Raw genomic sequence first — 15,706 nt, forward strand, 5'->3', positions numbered from 1 at the left:
ACGGTAACCTGGCACGATGCGGATCCTGGTTGTCGACAACTACGACAGCTTCGTGTTCAACCTGGTGCAGTACCTCGGCCAGCTGGGTGTGGACGCCGAAGTCTGGCGCAATGACGACACCCGGCTCTCCGACGAGGCCGCCGTCGCCCGCCAGTTCGACGGGGTGTTGCTCAGCCCAGGGCCGGGCACCCCGGAACGCGCGGGGGCGTCGATCCCGATGGTTCGCGCGTGTGCAACAGAGCGGACCCCGCTGCTCGGGGTCTGCCTGGGGCACCAGGCCATCGGCGTCGCATTCGGTGCGATTGTCGACCGGGCCCCCGAGCTGCTGCACGGCAAGACCAGCAGCGTCCACCACGGCAATATCGGTGTGCTGCAAGGACTTCCGGACCCCTTCACGGCGACTCGCTACCACTCGCTGACCATCCTGCCCGAGTCGCTGCCGCCAGTGCTTCAGGTCACGGCCCATACCGAGAGCGGCGTGATCATGGGCGTGCGGCACACCGAATTACCGATTCACGGTGTCCAGTTCCATCCGGAGTCGATCCTGACCGAGGGCGGCCACCGGATGCTGGCGAACTGGCTCGCCGACTGCGGATGGGAGCGCAACGACACGTTGGTGCGCCGGCTCGAGAACGACGTGCACGCGGCGGTGCGACCGTATTTCCCGGCCGACCCGACGGCTACTGACCGAACTTCAGCGTGATGATGCCGTCCCGGTTGACCCCGGAGCCGACCGGCGGGTTCTGATACACCACCCGATGGGACTGCGAGCCACCGGCGTCGACGTCGGCGCCCTTGTCCAAGATCCCCGTCCACCCCAGCGCGCGTAGCCGTGGCTCGGCGTCGGTCCAGAACATGCCGGACAGGTCGGGCATGATGAACTGGTTGCCCTTGGACACCTGCAACTCGATCACCGAGTCGACCGGAACCGACTGTCCCTTGGGCGGATTGGTACCGATCACCTCACCGGCCGGGCGGGTGCTGTCCACCTGCACCTGGGTCACCTTGCTGAAGCCGTAGACGGTGAGATTCTTCTGCGCGATGTCGACGTTCTGGCCCGCGATATCGGGAACCTGCTTGGTCTCCGGCCCGGAGCCGACGATCAGCGTGACGACGTTGGTGATCGCCGAGGTCTGATTGGCCGGCGGATTGGTCCCGATCACCTTGCCCAGCAGTTCCGGGGTCGACGGCGAGTTGGCCTGTTTGAACTTGCTGAATCCCGCGGCCTTGAGCTTGGTGACCGCATCGGAGTAGCTCAGCGAGGACACGTCGGGCACCTCGCGCTGTTCGGGCCCGGTGGAAACGTTGATGGTGATCTCGTCGCCCGCATTGACCGAGGCGTTGGCACCCGGGTCGGTGCCGATGACGTGGTCGGGCGGGATCGTGGAATCCGGCTTCTGCAGGGTGCGGGTCTTGAAGCCGCGGTTCTGCAGCGCCGCGATGGCGTCGGCGGACACCTGCCCGCGCACGTCGGGCACCTGCACGTCGCGGGCGCCGCCGCCGAACGTGTTGAAGGCGATGACGACGACGATCGTCAACACCGCCAGCGCGGCGACCGCGACGATCCAGCGGCCGACCGAGCCGACGCTGCGGTCCTCGCCCGCGTCGGAGAGAACCTGACGCGGCAACGGATCGGTCCGCGACGGGCCGACGGCGCCGGGAGCGGACGACAACAGCGAGCTGCGATCGGCGTCGGTGAGCACCTTTGGCGCTTCGGGCTTTTCGCCGTTGTGCACCCGAATCAGATCGGCGCGCATCTCCGCCGCCGTCTGATAACGGTTGTCGGGATTCTTCGCCAGCGCCTTGAGCACGACGGCGTCGAGGTCGGCGGAGATGCCCTCGTGGCGCTGCGACGGCGGGACGGGGTCTTCCCGAACATGTTGGTAGGCAACGGCAACCGGCGAATCACCGGTGAATGGCGGCTCACCGGTGAGGATTTCGTAGAGCACGCAGCCCAGCGAGTACACGTCGGAGCGGGCGTCGACGGTGTCGCCCCGGGCCTGCTCGGGTGAGAGATACTGCGCGGTTCCGATCACCGCGGCGGTCTGGGTGACGCTGTTGCCGCTGTCGGCGATCGCGCGGGCGATACCGAAGTCCATCACCTTGACCGCATTGGTGGTGCTGATCATGATGTTGGCCGGCTTGACGTCGCGGTGGATGATGCCGTTCTGGTGGCTGAAGTTCAGCGCCTGGCACGCGTCGGCGATGATCTCGATGGCCCGCCGCGGCGGCAGCGGGCCATCGGTGTGCACGATGTCGCGCAGGGTGACGCCGTCGACGTACTCCATGACGATGTAGGGCAGCGGCCCCGTGGGTGTCTCGGCCTCGCCGGTGTCGTAGACGGCGACGATGGACGGGTGATTCAGCGCGGCGGCGTTCTGCGCCTCGCGCCGGAAGCGCAGGTAGAAGCTGGGATCACGGGCCAGATCGGCGCGCAGCACCTTGACCGCGACGTCGCGATGCAAACGGACGTCGCGGGCCAGGTGAACCTCGGACATACCGCCGAAGCCGAGGATCTCGCCCAGTTCGTAACGGTCGGACAGGTGCTGCGGCGTGGTCATTGATGTGTTCCGTGTCGGGCCGGCACGTTGTGTAAGCCGGAGGTCCCTATTGTCCCGTCATCCGGCCAATCGAGTCGCATTTCGGCCCGGGCCCCCGAACCGCTCGGCGTCTTGCTCGGCGGCGGTGGTGCCGTGGCCGGCGGGGTCCCGGTGTCGGTCACCGTCGGTGGCTGTTGCTGCTGGTCGGCCTTCGAGTTGATGACGATGAGCACCGCGATGATGATCGCCAGGGCGCCTAGCACGCCGGCCGCCCAGAGCAGTGCGCGCTGACCCGAGGAGAAGGTACGCCGGGCCGGGGGGGTGCGGTGGCCGCCGGTGGTCGGCCGCGACCGACGGGGCGCCGCGCTTCGACTCGGCGACACCGCGGCCGCGCGGGTGGTCGGGCTGGACGGAATGGCGGCCGGTGAGGCGCGGCCGGCGGGCGGTGTCGCGCTGGGCCGCGGCGGACGACGACCGGCACGCACCGCGGCCACGGCGTCGGCGAACGGTCCCCCGCTGCGGTACCGCATCGCGGGGTTCTTCACCAGCGTGATCTCGATGAGCTCGCGCACATTGGGCGGCAGCTCGGCGGGCAGCGGCGGTGGGGGCTCCTTGATGTGCTTCATCGCCACCGTCAAAGCGCCGTCACCGGTGAACGGCCGCTTGCCCGACACAACTTCGTAGCCAACGACTCCCAGCGAGTACACGTCGCTGGACGGGGTGGCGTCGTGGCCCAAAGCCTGCTCGGGTGCGATGTATTGGGCGGTGCCCATCACCATCCCCGTCTGGGTCACCGGTGCGGCGTCGACGGCCTTGGCGATACCGAAGTCGGTGATCTTCACCTGGCCGGTCGGGGTGATCAAGATGTTGCCGGGCTTGACGTCGCGGTGCACCAGCCCGGCGGCGTGCGCCACCTGCAGCGCGCGTCCCGTCTGCTCGAGCATGTCCAGCGCGTGGCGCAGCGAGAGCCGGCCGGTGCGCTTGAGCACCGAGTTCAGCGGCTCGCCGTTGACCAGCTCCATCACCAGATAGGCGGTGCGGCCTTCCCCGTCCAGCTGGCTTTCGCCGTAGTCGTGGACCGCCGCGATCCCGGGGTGGTTGAGCATCGCGGTGGTACGTGCCTCGGCGCGGAACCGCTCAATGAACTCGGGGTCCTGGGAGAACTCCTGCTTGAGCACCTTGACCGCGACGCGGCGGCCCAGCCGGCTGTCTACCGCCTCCCACACCTGACCCATGCCGCCGGTGGCGATCAGGCGCTGTAGGCGGTACCTGCCAGACAGCGTCACACCAACTCGCGGGCTCATGGTCCTCCCTGTAGCGCGGCCTCGATCACAGCCCGTCCGATCGGCGCGGCGAGTGCACCCCCCGTCGCGGACAGGCGGTCGGCGCCATTCTCCACCAACACCGCCACAGCGACCTTTGGGGTCTGTGCGGGCGCGAAAGCGATGTACCACGCGTGCGGCGGGGTGTGCCGCGGATCGCTGCCATGCTCTGCGGTACCAGTCTTAGATGCGATCTGCACGCCGGGAATGGCCCCTTTCTGCTGTGCGACCTTCTCGGCGCCGACCATCAGCTCTGTTAGCTTAGCGGCGACCTGCGGCGACACGGCGCGCCGCTGCTCATACGGTGCCGTGGTGCTAATCGTGGTCAGGTCCGGCCCCTTGAGGCTATCGATCAGGTAGGGCTGCATCGTCACCCCATCGTTCGCGATGGTCGCGGCGATTTCGGCGTTCTGCAGGGGTGTCATCGCGACATCCTTCTGGCCGATGCTCGACATTCCCAGCGCCGCGGCGTCCGGAATGATCCCCACGGTCGACTCCGCGACCTGCAGCGGGATGACGCTGGGCGTGCTGTCCAGCCCGAACGAGCGCGCCATGTTGCGCAGCGCATCGGACCCGGTGAGCATGCCGAGCTGGACGAATGCGGTGTTGCAGGATAGGGCGAAGGCTTGCCGCAGCGACACCGTCGGCTCGTTTCCGCACGATTCCCCACCGTAGTTCTCCAAAGTCGCCGTGCTGTTGGGCAGCGGGATGGAGGGGGCGGCCGTCAGCTGCTCGGTGTCGGAGGCCCCGGCCTGCAGCGCGGCCGCGGTGGTGATCACCTTGAAGGTGGACCCGGGCGGGTACGTCTCCGAGATCGCGCGGTTGGTCAGTGGGTTGTTGGGGTCGTCACGCAGCTTCTGCCATGCCTGCGCCTGCACCTCGGGATCGTGCGACGACAGCAGGTTGGGGTCATAGGACGGCGAGGACACCATCGCCAGGATCCTGCCGGTCGACGGCTCGAGGGCGACGACGGCGCCCTTGCACGGCGGGCCGCCGCAGCCCTGTTGCATCGCGTCCCAGGCGGCGCGCTGGATCCGCGGCTTGATCGTGGTGTCGACGTTCGCGCCGCGCGGGTCACGGCCGGTGAAGAAGTCGGCCAGCCTGCGCCCGAAGAGCCGCTCGTCGGAACCGTTCAACAGCGGATCCTCGGCGCGTTCCAGGCCGGTGCTGGAATAGCGCAGCGAGTAGAAGCCGGTGACCGGTGCGTACTCCGCGGGGTTGGGGTAGACGCGCAGGAAGCGGTAGCGGTTGTCGGTGGCGGCCGAATAGGCCAGCAGCTGGCCGCCGGCCACGATCTGGCCGCGCTGGCGCGAATACTCGTCGAGCAGGACCCGCTGGTTGCGCGGGTCGGCACGCAACGAATCGGCGGCGAACACCTGCGTCATCGTGGCGTTGATCAACAGCAACACGATCAACGCCATCACGGTCACCGAGATCCGGCGCAGGGAGGCGTTCATACTTTCTCGATCACCTCGGTGCTGGCCGCCGCGATCGGCGGCTTGCGGGTGCGGCCGCGCAGGGGACGACGGGCGCTGTGCGAGATGCGCGCCAGGATGGCCAGCAGCACGTAGTTCGCCAGCAGGGACGAGCCACCGTAGGACATCCACGGTGTGGTCAGCCCGGTCAGCGGAATGAGCTGGGTTACCCCGCCGACGACGATGAACAGCTGGAGGGCCAGCGTCGACGCCAGGCCTGCGGCCAGCAGCTTGCCGAAGCTGTCGCGGGTGGCGATCGCCGTGCGCAGGCCCCGCACGATCACGATCGTGTAGAGCATCAGGATGCTGGCCAGGCCAACCAGCCCCAGTTCTTCGCCGAACGCGGCGATGATGAAGTCGGTCGAGGCGGCCGGCACGGTGTCGGGCTGACCGTTACCCAGGCCGGTCCCGAAGATCCCGCCGGTGGCAAAACTGAAGAGCGACTGGACAATCTGGTAGCCGCTGCCGTCGGGGTCGGAGAACGGGTCCCACCACATCTGCACGCGGACCCGGACGTGGGCGAAAATGTAATACGCGACAACGCTTCCCGCGACGAAGAGCACCAGGCCGATCCCCACCCAGCTGAAGCGTTGGGTGGCGAGGTAGACGACCACCAGAAACGACGTGTACAGCAAAAGCGATGTGCCGAGGTCTTTTTCGAAGGCCATCACGCCGACCGAGATCACCCACGCCGCCAGCAGGGGCGCGAGGTCGCGGGGACGGGGCAGGGTCAGTCCCATGAAATGCTTACCGACGCTGGTGAACAGGCCGCGTTTGGCGATCAGCACCGCGGAGAAGAAGATCAGCAGCAGGATCTTGGAGAACTCGGCGGGCTGAATTGAGAAGCCGGGGAAGCGAATCCAGATCTTGGCGCCGTTCTGCTCGGACAGCGATGCCGGCAGCAGGGCGGGGATCACCAGCAAGACCAGGCCGACCAGTCCGCAGATATAGCCGTAGCGCGCAAGTTGCCGATGGTCTTTGAGGAACGTGACCACCAGCGAAAAAGTCACCACACCGATCAGGGTCCACAGCATCTGCTGGGTCGCGCTGGGGTGGTGTCGTCCGCTGAGCTGATTGGTGACCAGGTCGAGCCGGTGAATCATCACCAGGCCAAGGCCGTTGAGCAACGCCACGATCGGCAACAGCAGTGGATCGGTGTAGGGCGCGAAGCGCCGGATGGCCATGTGCGCCGACCCGAAGACGATGAGGAACACCAGCCCGTAGCTGATCGCGGTCCAGTGCAGCTCGCGCTCCTGGTTGGCTTCGACTATCAGCAGCGCGGCGACGGTGATCAGTGAGGCGAAGCCCAGCAGCAGCAACTCGGCGTTACGCCGGGTAGGCAACGGGGGTGTGACCGCGACCGGCGGCTGCAGTTGGGTCGTCATGCCACCGTCCGGCAATCGATGCCCGGTTGAAGTGGCGGCCCGGGAAGCGCGGTGACTGTCTGCGACGTGGTCGTCGGACCTGCCGGCGCAGAGTTCGCGGGGCCGTTGGCGCTCGTGCCCGGTGAGGGGCCGGCGCTCGAAGAACTGGTGGTCGGTGGTGCTGGCGATGCTGTGGTGGCGGATTCTGGTGGTCCGCTGCGGGCGCCCGGTGCGCCGGGCGGCGACGTTGCGCGCGGAGGCGGACAGATCGGCAACAGATATTCGGCCAGAAGCTGCCGCAGCTGTGACTCGGCCTGGTCCAGGCTGCCGCCCGGCAGTCCGGTCTGAACTTGCACTTGCCCGGGGCGGCGCAGGTCTTTCAGCGTCATCTGCTGGCAGTTGGGGTGGCCAGCGGATTGCCCGTAGCTGATCAGGGAAAGCTCGTTGCGGGCGTTGAGGCAGCCCACCAAGTAGGGCTCCTGCAACGGGATGCCCAGCAGGGTGCCCTGGATCCCGCGGACGATGGAGATCCTGCCGCTGTATTCCGCGACGTAGTAGTTGCGTTGGATGATCCACCATCCGACGGTGAGGCCGGCGAACACCAACAGCACCGCCAGGGCGACGGCCATGTACATCTTCCGGCGTGACCAGCGCGGCCGATGCGGTGTCTCCGGTTGCGGCGCAACGCGTTTAGCGGATTCATCGCGGGGCCGAATAGCCGAGGCGCGGCCGGCCGAGGTGTTGGGCAACGTCATCTGATCCTCGTCACCCGACACCGCACCGGCGAGAATCGGCTGGGTCTGCCCGTAGTCGTAGTCGACCACGTCGGCGACCACGACGGTCACGTTATCCGGGCCGCCGCCGCGCAGCGCCAACTCGATGAGGCGGTAGGCGGCCTCGGCGACGTCGGGGATCTGCAGGGCCTCGAGGATCGTCTCGTCGCTCACCGGATCCGATAACCCGTCCGAGCAGAGCAGGTAGCGGTCCCCGGCGCGCGCCTCGCGCATGGTCAACGTCGGCTCGACCTCATGGCCGGTGAGCGCCCGCATGATCAACGACCGCTGCGGGTGGCTGTGAGCCTCTTCCCGGGTGATGCGGCCTTCGTCGACCAGGGTCTGGACGAACGTGTCGTCCTTGGTGATCTGGGTCAGCTCCCCGTCGCGCAGCAGGTAGCCGCGCGAGTCGCCGATGTGCACCATCCCGATGCGGTCGCCCGCGAACAGGATCGCGGTGAGCGTAGTGCCCATCCCCTCCAGCTCGGGCTCGGCCTCCACCTGTGCGGCGATCGCCGCGTTGCCGGAGCGCACCGCGTTGTCGAGCTTGGCCAGCAGATCGCCGCCCGGCTCGTCGTCATCGAGGTGGGCCAGCGCTGCGATCACCAGCTGGGATGCCACCTCGCCGGCGGCATGACCACCCATCCCGTCGGCCAGCGCGAGTAGCCGTGCACCGGCATAGACAGAGTCCTCGTTATTGGCGCGTACCAGGCCGCGATCACTCCGCGCGGCGTATCGCAGGACCAGGGTCACGGGCGCAACTCAATCGCCGTTTTGCCGATTCGAATCGGGGTTCCGATCGGGACTCGTACCGCAGTCGTCACCTTCGCCCTGTCAAGGTAAGTGCCGTTGGTAGATCCTAGATCCTCGACGTACCATTCCGAGCCGCGCTGAGACAGCCTGGCGTGCCGCGTCGAGGCATAGTCGTCGGTGAGCACCAGCGTGGAGTCGTCGGCCCTGCCGATCAACACCGGCTGTCCGCTCAGCGTGATGCGTCCGCCGGCCAGCGCGCCTTCGGTGACCACCAGATAGCGGGCGGCGTGCCGGCGCTGGCGCGAAGGCAACAGCGTGCTGCGCAACGCCAAACCGCGTCGCACCATGACAGCACCGGTGGGCGCGTAGATATCCGTCCGAAGGATTCGCAGCACGGACCAGATGAATACCCACAGCAGCATTAAAAATCCGGCGCGCGTCAGCTGCAGTACCAGTCCCTGCATCTGGCGTCCTTTCCGTCCTAGCGTCGCATTCCTGGCGCCCGTGACTCCGAGCACATCGGCTACGTCACGATACTTTGACGGCGGACGACACGGGGCGAAGCACGGCAGCGTTAAGCCCAGTGGCTTAGTGGATCCGGACGATGATCTCCGAGTGGCCCAAGCGGATCACGTCGCCGTCGGCCAACTGCCACTCCTGGATCGGTGCGTTGTTCACCGTGGTGCCGTTGGTCGAGTTGAGATCCGACAGCAGCGCGACCTGTCCATCCCAGCGGATCTCGAGGTGACGCCGTGAGACGCCGGTGTCGGGCAACCGGAACTGGGCGTCTTGCCCGCGGCCCACGATGTTCGAGCCCTCGCGCAGCTGGTAGGTGCGGCCGCTGCCGTCATCGAGCTGAAGGGTGATCGTGGTTCCGCCGGCGCCGTAGCCGCCCTGGTCGTAGCCGCCGTAACCACCCTGTTGGCCGTAGTCGGCGGGCTGGCCGTAGTCAGCCGGTTGCCCGTAATCGGCCTGCCCGTATTCCGCCTGCTGGCCGTACTCGTACTCGGGGCTGGCCGCCTCGGGGTAGCCCCCGGCCTGGCCGCCGTACGTTCCGCCCTGCACGTGCTCGGAGTACTGGGTGTACTCGGCGGAACCGTAATCCTGGCGGCCGTATCCGCCGCCCTGCTGGTAGCCCTGGTCGTACCCGCCGCCCTGCTCGGGGTAGCCGGGTCGGTGCTCGGGCGGGGCGTAGCCGCCCTCGTCCGGGCGGCCCGGACCGCGACCGTAGTCGCCGTATCCGCCGTAGCCCTGCTGGCCGCCGCCCTGCTGACCGCCGGGAGGAGGGCCGTAGCCGCCGCCCTGGCGGTACCCCTGGTCATAGCCCTGGCCGCCGTAACCGCCAGGAGCGGGCGGACGCTGCTCGTACGACTGCGGATAGCCGCCCTGACCCTGCTCGGGGTAGCCGCGCTGATCTTGGTAGCCCTGCTGCGGGGGATAGCCCCCCTGACCCTGCTCGGGGTAGCCGCGCTGGTCCGGGTAGCCCTGCTGCGGGGGGTAGCCGCCGCCGTGCCCCTGCTCGGGGTAGCCGCCCTGCTCCGGATAACCACCCTGCTCGGGTTGGCGGGGCGGCGGGTAGCCCTGCTGAGGCGGGTAGCCCTGCTGCTCGGGTGGATATCCACCACGCTGGTCGGGTGCTCCCTGCGGGTCCGGGCCACCGCGCGCGTCGTCCTGCGGACGCCCGTAGCGGTCGTCGTAGTACTCGTCGCCGGATCGCCCCGGCCCCTGAGCCCCGCGGTAGCCAGAATTGTCAGTCATTGGTGCTACTCCTCGTTCTTCGCCGAACGCGTTATTTGATTGTGGCCGGACGGGGTCGTCGACCGTCGGGCGGGGCTGGACATCGGGGTTGACAGCACCGCGGGCGCGGTACTGGCCGGTGCGCAGGTTCGACGACTGGTCGAACCGAACGACCACCTCACCATACGTTTGCCACCCCTGTTCGTGGATGTAGTCAGCCAAGTACCTCGCGAAAGCGCTCGACGTGAGATCCGAATCGGCGCTCACCTTCTCGAAGTCGTGCATATCGAGGGTAATGATGTATTCGTTGGGGGCCAAAAGGCGGTTTCCGTGGAGCTTCTGGACCCCGGCACGCGCTTCTCGGCATAACAGGGCTTCGACCTCCTGCGGAACGATCGATCCACCGAATACCCGGGCGAAGGCGTTGTCCACCGTCGCCTCGAGTTTGCGCTCGATCCGCGCAACCAGCCCCCGTTGGCTACCCATGTCCTACCGTTCGCGTGCACTTGCCATCAGGTATTGCCAATGGACGGCAAACGAATCACCCCGGTGCTGATCACTTCCGCATGGTATCGGGACACCGTGTCGCTGCGGCACTTTCGAAATCGTGAGAATTACATCTGTCCAGCTCAGGCGGGTATTGGCCTACGGGTGCGCAGTGGGGCACCGCTTCGGGGCCCACTGCGGCGGTTCGGGGATTAGGCCATTAGAGTGATATGGTCCATCGGTTGTTTTTCCGGGCGAGTGGCGGAATGGCAGACGCGCTGGCTTCAGGTGCCAGTGTCCTTCGGGACGTGGGGGTTCAAGTCCCCCTTCGCCCACACTGAGCGGTTCAACGAAAAGTCGCGACCTCGAAAAGAGGTCGTGACTTTTCGTTTGTGGGGTGGGTGGTGTTCGAACCCGCGCGCGACGGATGCCGGGGACTTGGTGGTTGCGATCCCTCGTCCACCGTCGAACGGCATATCGCGAGTGGGTTGTCGGTCGAGCCGGTTCCGGGTCGCGCAGGATGCAGAGAACACCTACTGAGCGCCGCGGATCGCGGCTAAGCGCATCGACGGCGCCGCGGCTTTCCTGCTTTCCCGGACAGCGCCGTGGTCGCGGCACCGACGCGGTACCTCGGATGCTTCGCAGCAACCTCCGGCGACGAGTTCCGGCTCGCCGTCGCGAACGATGTGCAGCGTGCTCAAGTTCCGTCCAGCAGCTGTTATCCAAGATGTGCTTGTTAAGCGGCAGGGGAAGCGTAAGCCGGAGAAACGAGGTCCATCACACGCGGAAGCTCGTGTTGCGACATTGAGGCCGAGGCAATGATTGACCGACTCGTGCACGGGTCCCAACGCCCACTAGCGATTCTCTTCGCACCCCTGGCGAACTTTTCACCCGAAAACTTCGCCGACTAAGCATCGTTATGGTGTTCGACGACAAACTCACGGATACAAGCATTCACCTCGTCCGGAACTTCTAGTGGCAGGGCATGTGAAGCGTTATGCCACAGGCGATGTCGCCATGTGGGCACTACTGACTGGACCCGTTGAAGCGCCTTACCTGAGTTGTGAATAGTCGTGCCGGCCAGGAGAACTTGTGCTGGAACTTCTATTGAACGCACGAGACGGTCACTAGGAAGGAGCAGTGGTGCCGTACGCATAGGCGGCACGAAAGCAGCAAAGCCGGCCACAAACAGTCCCGCAAGCGAATCTATGGAACTACCCGGTGCGGGGTGACCCATCACCCACGCCGCGGCGCGTTTAGCCCGCACGGAATGCGGGCGCGACAACAAGAGTCCGAGGCTTCGCCAGAACCTTGCTGAGAGTCGAGTCACCGTACTGGCCGGATCAACCAGCGTCACTGTGGCCAACCGGAGGGACGCCCGCGCTGCCGTGTGGGTGGCAAGCCAACCCCCATACGAGTGCCCAACCAGATGCACATCGTGTAACCCCAACCCCTCAAGCACCGCGTCAACGTTGCACGCGCAATCTGCGGCCGTAGGCATCATTTTCGATTGAACGCTTGCTCCAGGCTGGCCAAGCACATCCATCACATAGACAGTGAAATCGCGTGTCAGATCGGGGATCTGTTCCCACCACATGGCCGAGCTCAGGAAGAAGCCGTGTATCAGCACGACCGGCACTCCCCCAGCCGGCCCGTGCTGATACACCCGAACCGTTCCGAACTCGGTTGGAATGTCGTGCACGACATCGGGTTGCGGACTAAGGGCCCGCATCTCCTCATAGGCTGCCAAATACCGCTGCCGTGCGTCCGCGTTCCTGAAACCACCGCCAGCCATGCCCAAGACTGAACCTCTCCGGTCGACGAAGGCCACCGCCGAAGCCACGGTATCTAACTTCACGTTTCGCTCAATTAAGTGTTCAACCCAGCCAGACCTGTTTTCGTGCGGACGACGTAGAGTCGGGCGCCATGGTCGATGACAAGGGGGCCCGATTTCAGGCTGAGGTCAATCGCGTGGCCGCATTGCTGAACGCCCGACCAATCGAGGTCGGCATCGTGTTGAAGAATGACGACCGCAACATGTACATCGATGACGAAGCCCGGTATCACTACGACTACTGGGAGCGTGGCAGGCAGAAGTTCGACCATGTCGGCGACCTCGATGAGGCGCTCTACTCGTTCGCGAAAGACGCCGCCTTCGATGTCGGCGGATCCGTGGCTGCCCTGCACAGCCCACCGCACGAGGACTCCCGCAGGTTGTTGTGGGCCAAGCAGTATGAGTTGCTGAATCGACTCAACCCAGGTTGGGCCAAGCGCTGCGTACGCGAAACGGCGGACGAACTCCGGGGTTGGGGCCTAGACGCAGATGTCGAGCTGTTGCCGGACATCCCCGAACGAAACAGCTGATCGGACCCTTTCGAACGCGACCGGTCCACGGGCTGCGTCTCTGTCAGTCAGATACCCGATAGGTTCCGTGGCCCTCGATGACCGCGTCGTCCCGGAAGGTCAAGACCTCGTTGACCCGATCGCCGTTCTGGTTGCGGTACGCGATGACGATCGTGTCGACGCCTTGGTAGACCCCGTCAACGGTGAACCGCAGATCCGGGATGTGTGCGATGGCCTCGGTCCAGTACTGCCGCAACGCGGCCTTACCGCGGACCACGCCGCGCGTCTCGGGCAGGAGCTTGGCGGCCACCGGCGACGTGAACACGACGTCGTCGTGGAAGTCGGCGAGTACAGCGTCGACGTCGTGAGCGTTCCAGTTGCGCACCCACCGTTCGCTGAACGCGACCGCATCGACATTCATGCCGGCACTGTAGCGCCGGGCCGGGTTTCTTTGCCGGCTCATAGCTGGCGGCGAATGTCGAGAAGGTGGTGCTGCAACTCGTGTGCGGTGTGTACCGCGACCCAGCGCAACGACCGCTCCCTGGTCTCGGGATAGTGATAGACCACCGTGCGGTCCCAGTCGTCGGCGGATAGCCGTGCCAGCACATTGCTGAATAGCATTGCGGCGTCGGTGAGTTGGCGGGCCATCTCGAGGGGGTCTTGCTCGTTGTAGCCGTCGTGCTCAGCACGCTCCTCGCGACCCATCGATGCGCAGTCGGCGCCGTTGACGCGCCGCGCCGCGAGCACCCGTTCGCGCTGCACGAGCAGCACATCGCGCAAATGGCACGCGTACTCCAGCGCAGACCAGACGTCGGGTCGTGCCCGCCGCCGCACGCCTACGTCGCTATTGCACAGAAGCGCAACAACTTCGGCGGCAGTGGCGCGGATGCCGTCGCCGGCGGTTTCGGCTCGCCGCAGGTCATAGGTGAATCCGCATCCCGCGCAGGGGTCTGTCACGGGACCATCATTTCAGACCAGTTCCTGCGGTTCGCGAGAAAATGGTTGTGCGTGCGCGGCCGACGCTGACGCCACGAAAGTTGTTGTGGCGGCGGTGAATAGGCGGCACCGATGCAAGTTGCCGATGGATGCGCGCACGCCGCAGCCGGTCGGCATGCGCGAGCAGTGCGTCGAAGCATTCCTTGAGGGTGACCCCACCCACACATTGCGGATGAGGGTAGCCTCACCTAAGTACACCCGGGTATGGTCCCGGCACATGACCTCCTCCAATCCCCCTGTGCCCCGCACCGTCGACGATCAGTTGGTCAGCTTCCCTCACAATCACCTGGACCTCGGAACCGAATCGATCCTTGGGACAACACATTTGACCGGCGCCGGAGACCGCGCGTGAACGTCCTCGCTGCCGCGATGCGCGAGGCGATGATCCGATCGCCGCATGACTTGGTGGTGCTGGACAAAGAAACCGATCAATGGACGGCCCGTCCATGGCCGGAGGTGCACGGGCTGGCCGAACGCATCGCGACGCGTCTGCTGCAGCAGGACCACATCGGCGCCGTCGGGCTGGTCGGCGAACCGACCGTCGAGCTGATCGCGGCCATCCAGGGCGCGTGGCTGGCGGGCGCGGCGGTGTCGATCCTTCCGCGTCCCCGACGTGGCGCCGACCCGGCTGACTGGGCGCACAGCACGATGACTCGGTTCAGCGGAATCGAAGTCACCACGGTCCTCAGCCATGGGGCTACCCGGCGCCTCCTGCGTGATGCCGAATCGACGCTGGACGTCTGCGACCTGGCCGAAGTTGCGCTTACCCGCGCGTCGAATGACCTTCGGATTCCGCGTGATTCAAAGGCCGCGATCCTGCAGGGGACGGCCGGCTCGACGGGTGATCCGCGGACGGCGGTCTTGTCGCCGTCCGCGGTGTTGAACAACATGCGCGGCATCGCCGAACGGCTGCAGCTCGACGGCGCGTCCGATCGGGGGTGTTCGTGGCTGCCGATCTATCACGACATGGGGTTGGCTTTCCTGCTGACCTGTGTGCTGAGGGGGATGCCCGTGTGGCAGGCGCCGACGGGCGCCTTCTCCGCGGCGCCCCTCCGTTGGGCGGAGTGGCTTTCGGCCAGCGCGGCAACGTTCACCGCCGGGCCGAACTTCGGGTACGCCACGCTGGGGCGCTTTTCGGGGCGGGTGTCGAACGTCGATCTGGGGCCGCTTCGCATTGCGATCAACGGTGGAGAACCCGTCGACTGCGAGGGATTCCAGCAGTTCGCAACGGCGATGGCGCCCTTCGGTTTCCGGGCCTCGGCGGCGACCCCGGCCTACGGGATGGCCGAGTCGACGTGCGCCGTCACCATGCCTGACTGCGCGGACGGATTGCGCATCGACGAGCGCACCGAATCCGGGACCCTCCAGAAATACGCGCTGCTGGGCCGGCCGATCCCCGGCATGGAGCTACGAATAAGCCCGGCCGAGGACACGTCGGACGATCAGATCGGCGAAATTGAAATCCGTGGAACATCCATGATGACCGGATATTTCGGTGACGCCGACACCGCAACGGGTCCGGATTCGGGGTGGTTTCGCACCGGAGACATCGGCTACCTGGCCGACGGCGAGCTGGTCATCTGTGGCCGCTCGAAAGAGGTCATCACTATCGCCGGCCGCAACATCTTCCCCACCGAAATCGAACAGGTAGCGGGGCAAGTCGACGGTGTACGGCAAGGCGCGGTGGTTGCGGTCGGGTCCGAATCCGGGGCCGCCCAGTCCCGGTTGCTGATCGCCGCGGAGTTCCTGGGTTCGGACCATGACGTGACCCGCAGCGCGGTCATCAAACGGGTCATCTCGGTGTGCGGCGTGACTCCGGCCGACGTCGTCTTAATGCCGCCAGGATCGCTACCACGCACCTCGTCGGGCAAGCTAAGGCGACTCGAGGTGGGCCGGCAGCTTGCCACCTGAGGCCCG

The 15,706-nt window shown here is 66.2% G+C and carries 13 protein-coding genes and 1 tRNA gene; 4 read left to right on the forward strand and 10 right to left on the reverse strand.

Features of this window, described 5'->3' with window-relative positions; translation table 11 throughout:
* Positions 1–16: 16 nt before the first annotated feature.
* Positions 17–703: an aminodeoxychorismate/anthranilate synthase component II gene (locus tag A5732_RS21800; protein ID WP_076054580.1), complete on the forward strand. Its 687-nt coding sequence runs from the start codon at positions 17–19 to the stop codon at positions 701–703.
* Here A5732_RS21800 and pknB read toward each other — a convergent pair.
* The 7 genes from pknB to A5732_RS21835 form a co-directional block, all read right to left on the reverse strand.
* The gene (gene pknB, locus A5732_RS21805) at positions 681–2,561 is read right to left on the reverse strand and encodes a Stk1 family PASTA domain-containing Ser/Thr kinase (RefSeq protein WP_076103280.1); all 1,881 of its coding nucleotides are present in this window, start codon (positions 2,559–2,561) and stop codon (positions 681–683) included. The two genes, A5732_RS21800 and pknB, sit on opposite strands and share 23 nt — an antisense overlap.
* Complete coding sequence (locus tag A5732_RS21810) at positions 2,558–3,844, reverse strand: serine/threonine-protein kinase (RefSeq protein WP_076054577.1); 1,287 nt, start codon at positions 3,842–3,844, stop codon at positions 2,558–2,560. Before A5732_RS21810 ends, pknB begins: the two co-directional genes overlap by 4 nt.
* The gene (gene pbpA, locus A5732_RS21815) at positions 3,841–5,319 is read right to left on the reverse strand and encodes a D,D-transpeptidase PbpA (protein WP_064953485.1); all 1,479 of its coding nucleotides are present in this window, start codon (positions 5,317–5,319) and stop codon (positions 3,841–3,843) included. Before pbpA ends, A5732_RS21810 begins: the two co-directional genes overlap by 4 nt.
* A complete protein-coding gene (locus tag A5732_RS21820; RefSeq protein ID WP_075236298.1) occupies positions 5,316–6,722 on the reverse strand; it encodes an FtsW/RodA/SpoVE family cell cycle protein in 1,407 nt (468 codons plus the stop codon). The genes pbpA and A5732_RS21820 overlap by 4 nt, the downstream gene beginning before the upstream one ends.
* Positions 6,719–8,227 (reverse strand): protein phosphatase 2C domain-containing protein, encoded by a 1,509-nt coding sequence (locus A5732_RS21825; RefSeq protein ID WP_076054575.1) that lies wholly within the window; start codon positions 8,225–8,227, stop codon positions 6,719–6,721. Before A5732_RS21825 ends, A5732_RS21820 begins: the two co-directional genes overlap by 4 nt.
* A complete protein-coding gene (locus A5732_RS21830) occupies positions 8,224–8,691 on the reverse strand; it encodes an FHA domain-containing protein FhaB/FipA (protein ID WP_007771646.1) in 468 nt (155 codons plus the stop codon). Before A5732_RS21830 ends, A5732_RS21825 begins: the two co-directional genes overlap by 4 nt.
* Before the next feature lie 124 nt (positions 8,692–8,815).
* A complete protein-coding gene (locus A5732_RS21835; RefSeq protein WP_076054574.1) occupies positions 8,816–10,450 on the reverse strand; it encodes a DUF3662 and FHA domain-containing protein in 1,635 nt (544 codons plus the stop codon).
* A gap of 252 nt (positions 10,451–10,702) precedes the next feature.
* Between A5732_RS21835 and A5732_RS21840 the strand changes: the two genes are divergently transcribed.
* Positions 10,703–10,785, forward strand: a tRNA-Leu gene (locus tag A5732_RS21840).
* 572 nt (positions 10,786–11,357) lie between these two features.
* Here the strand turns inward: A5732_RS21840 and A5732_RS21845 are convergent.
* Positions 11,358–12,245 (reverse strand): alpha/beta fold hydrolase, encoded by an 888-nt coding sequence (locus A5732_RS21845; protein WP_076103353.1) that lies wholly within the window; start codon positions 12,243–12,245, stop codon positions 11,358–11,360.
* Between the two features lie 131 nt (positions 12,246–12,376).
* On the opposite strand from A5732_RS21845, the gene A5732_RS21850 reads away from it, so the two are divergent.
* On the forward strand, positions 12,377–12,814 hold the full coding sequence (locus tag A5732_RS21850) for an Imm63 family immunity protein (protein WP_076103281.1): 438 nt from the start codon (positions 12,377–12,379) through the stop codon (positions 12,812–12,814).
* 43 nt (positions 12,815–12,857) lie between these two features.
* Here A5732_RS21850 and A5732_RS21855 read toward each other — a convergent pair whose 3' ends face one another.
* Together A5732_RS21855 and A5732_RS21860 are read right to left on the reverse strand one after the other, a co-directional pair.
* Entirely contained in the window at positions 12,858–13,214 is a 357-nt protein-coding gene (locus tag A5732_RS21855) for a nuclear transport factor 2 family protein (protein ID WP_076103354.1), read from the reverse strand.
* A 38-nt stretch (positions 13,215–13,252) separates the two neighbouring features.
* On the reverse strand, positions 13,253–13,750 hold the full coding sequence (locus tag A5732_RS21860) for a DinB family protein (RefSeq protein WP_081396077.1): 498 nt from the start codon (positions 13,748–13,750) through the stop codon (positions 13,253–13,255).
* A gap of 387 nt (positions 13,751–14,137) precedes the next feature.
* On the opposite strand from A5732_RS21860, the gene mbtM reads away from it, so the two are divergent.
* The gene (mbtM, locus tag A5732_RS21870; RefSeq protein ID WP_076103283.1) at positions 14,138–15,700 is read left to right on the forward strand and encodes a long-chain-fatty acid--ACP ligase MbtM; all 1,563 of its coding nucleotides are present in this window, start codon (positions 14,138–14,140) and stop codon (positions 15,698–15,700) included.
* The last annotated feature ends 6 nt before the right edge of the window (positions 15,701–15,706 follow it).

This window comes from Mycobacterium colombiense (assembly GCF_001953985.1).
GTDB lineage: Bacteria > Actinomycetota > Actinomycetes > Mycobacteriales > Mycobacteriaceae > Mycobacterium > Mycobacterium colombiense_B.

Excerpts from the sequence above, each read along its gene's own strand:
- A5732_RS21850 (WP_076103281.1), top strand. The coding sequence starts at position 12,377 with ATGGTCGATGACAAGGGGGCCCGATTTCAGGCTGAGGTCAATCGCGTG.
- pknB (WP_076103280.1), bottom strand. The coding sequence starts at position 2,561 with ATGACCACGCCGCAGCACCTGTCCGACCGTTACGAACTGGGCGAGATC.
- A5732_RS21810 (WP_076054577.1), bottom strand. The coding sequence starts at position 3,844 with ATGAGCCCGCGAGTTGGTGTGACGCTGTCTGGCAGGTACCGCCTACAG.
- A5732_RS21855 (WP_076103354.1), bottom strand. The coding sequence starts at position 13,214 with ATGAATGTCGATGCGGTCGCGTTCAGCGAACGGTGGGTGCGCAACTGG.
- A5732_RS21830 (WP_007771646.1), bottom strand. The coding sequence starts at position 8,691 with ATGCAGGGACTGGTACTGCAGCTGACGCGCGCCGGATTTTTAATGCTG.
- pbpA (WP_064953485.1), bottom strand. The coding sequence starts at position 5,319 with ATGAACGCCTCCCTGCGCCGGATCTCGGTGACCGTGATGGCGTTGATC.
- A5732_RS21835 (WP_076054574.1), bottom strand. The coding sequence starts at position 10,450 with ATGGGTAGCCAACGGGGGCTGGTTGCGCGGATCGAGCGCAAACTCGAG.
- A5732_RS21845 (WP_076103353.1), bottom strand. The coding sequence starts at position 12,245 with ATGGCTGGCGGTGGTTTCAGGAACGCGGACGCACGGCAGCGGTATTTG.
- A5732_RS21820 (WP_075236298.1), bottom strand. The coding sequence starts at position 6,722 with ATGACGACCCAACTGCAGCCGCCGGTCGCGGTCACACCCCCGTTGCCT.
- A5732_RS21800 (WP_076054580.1), top strand. The coding sequence starts at position 17 with ATGCGGATCCTGGTTGTCGACAACTACGACAGCTTCGTGTTCAACCTG.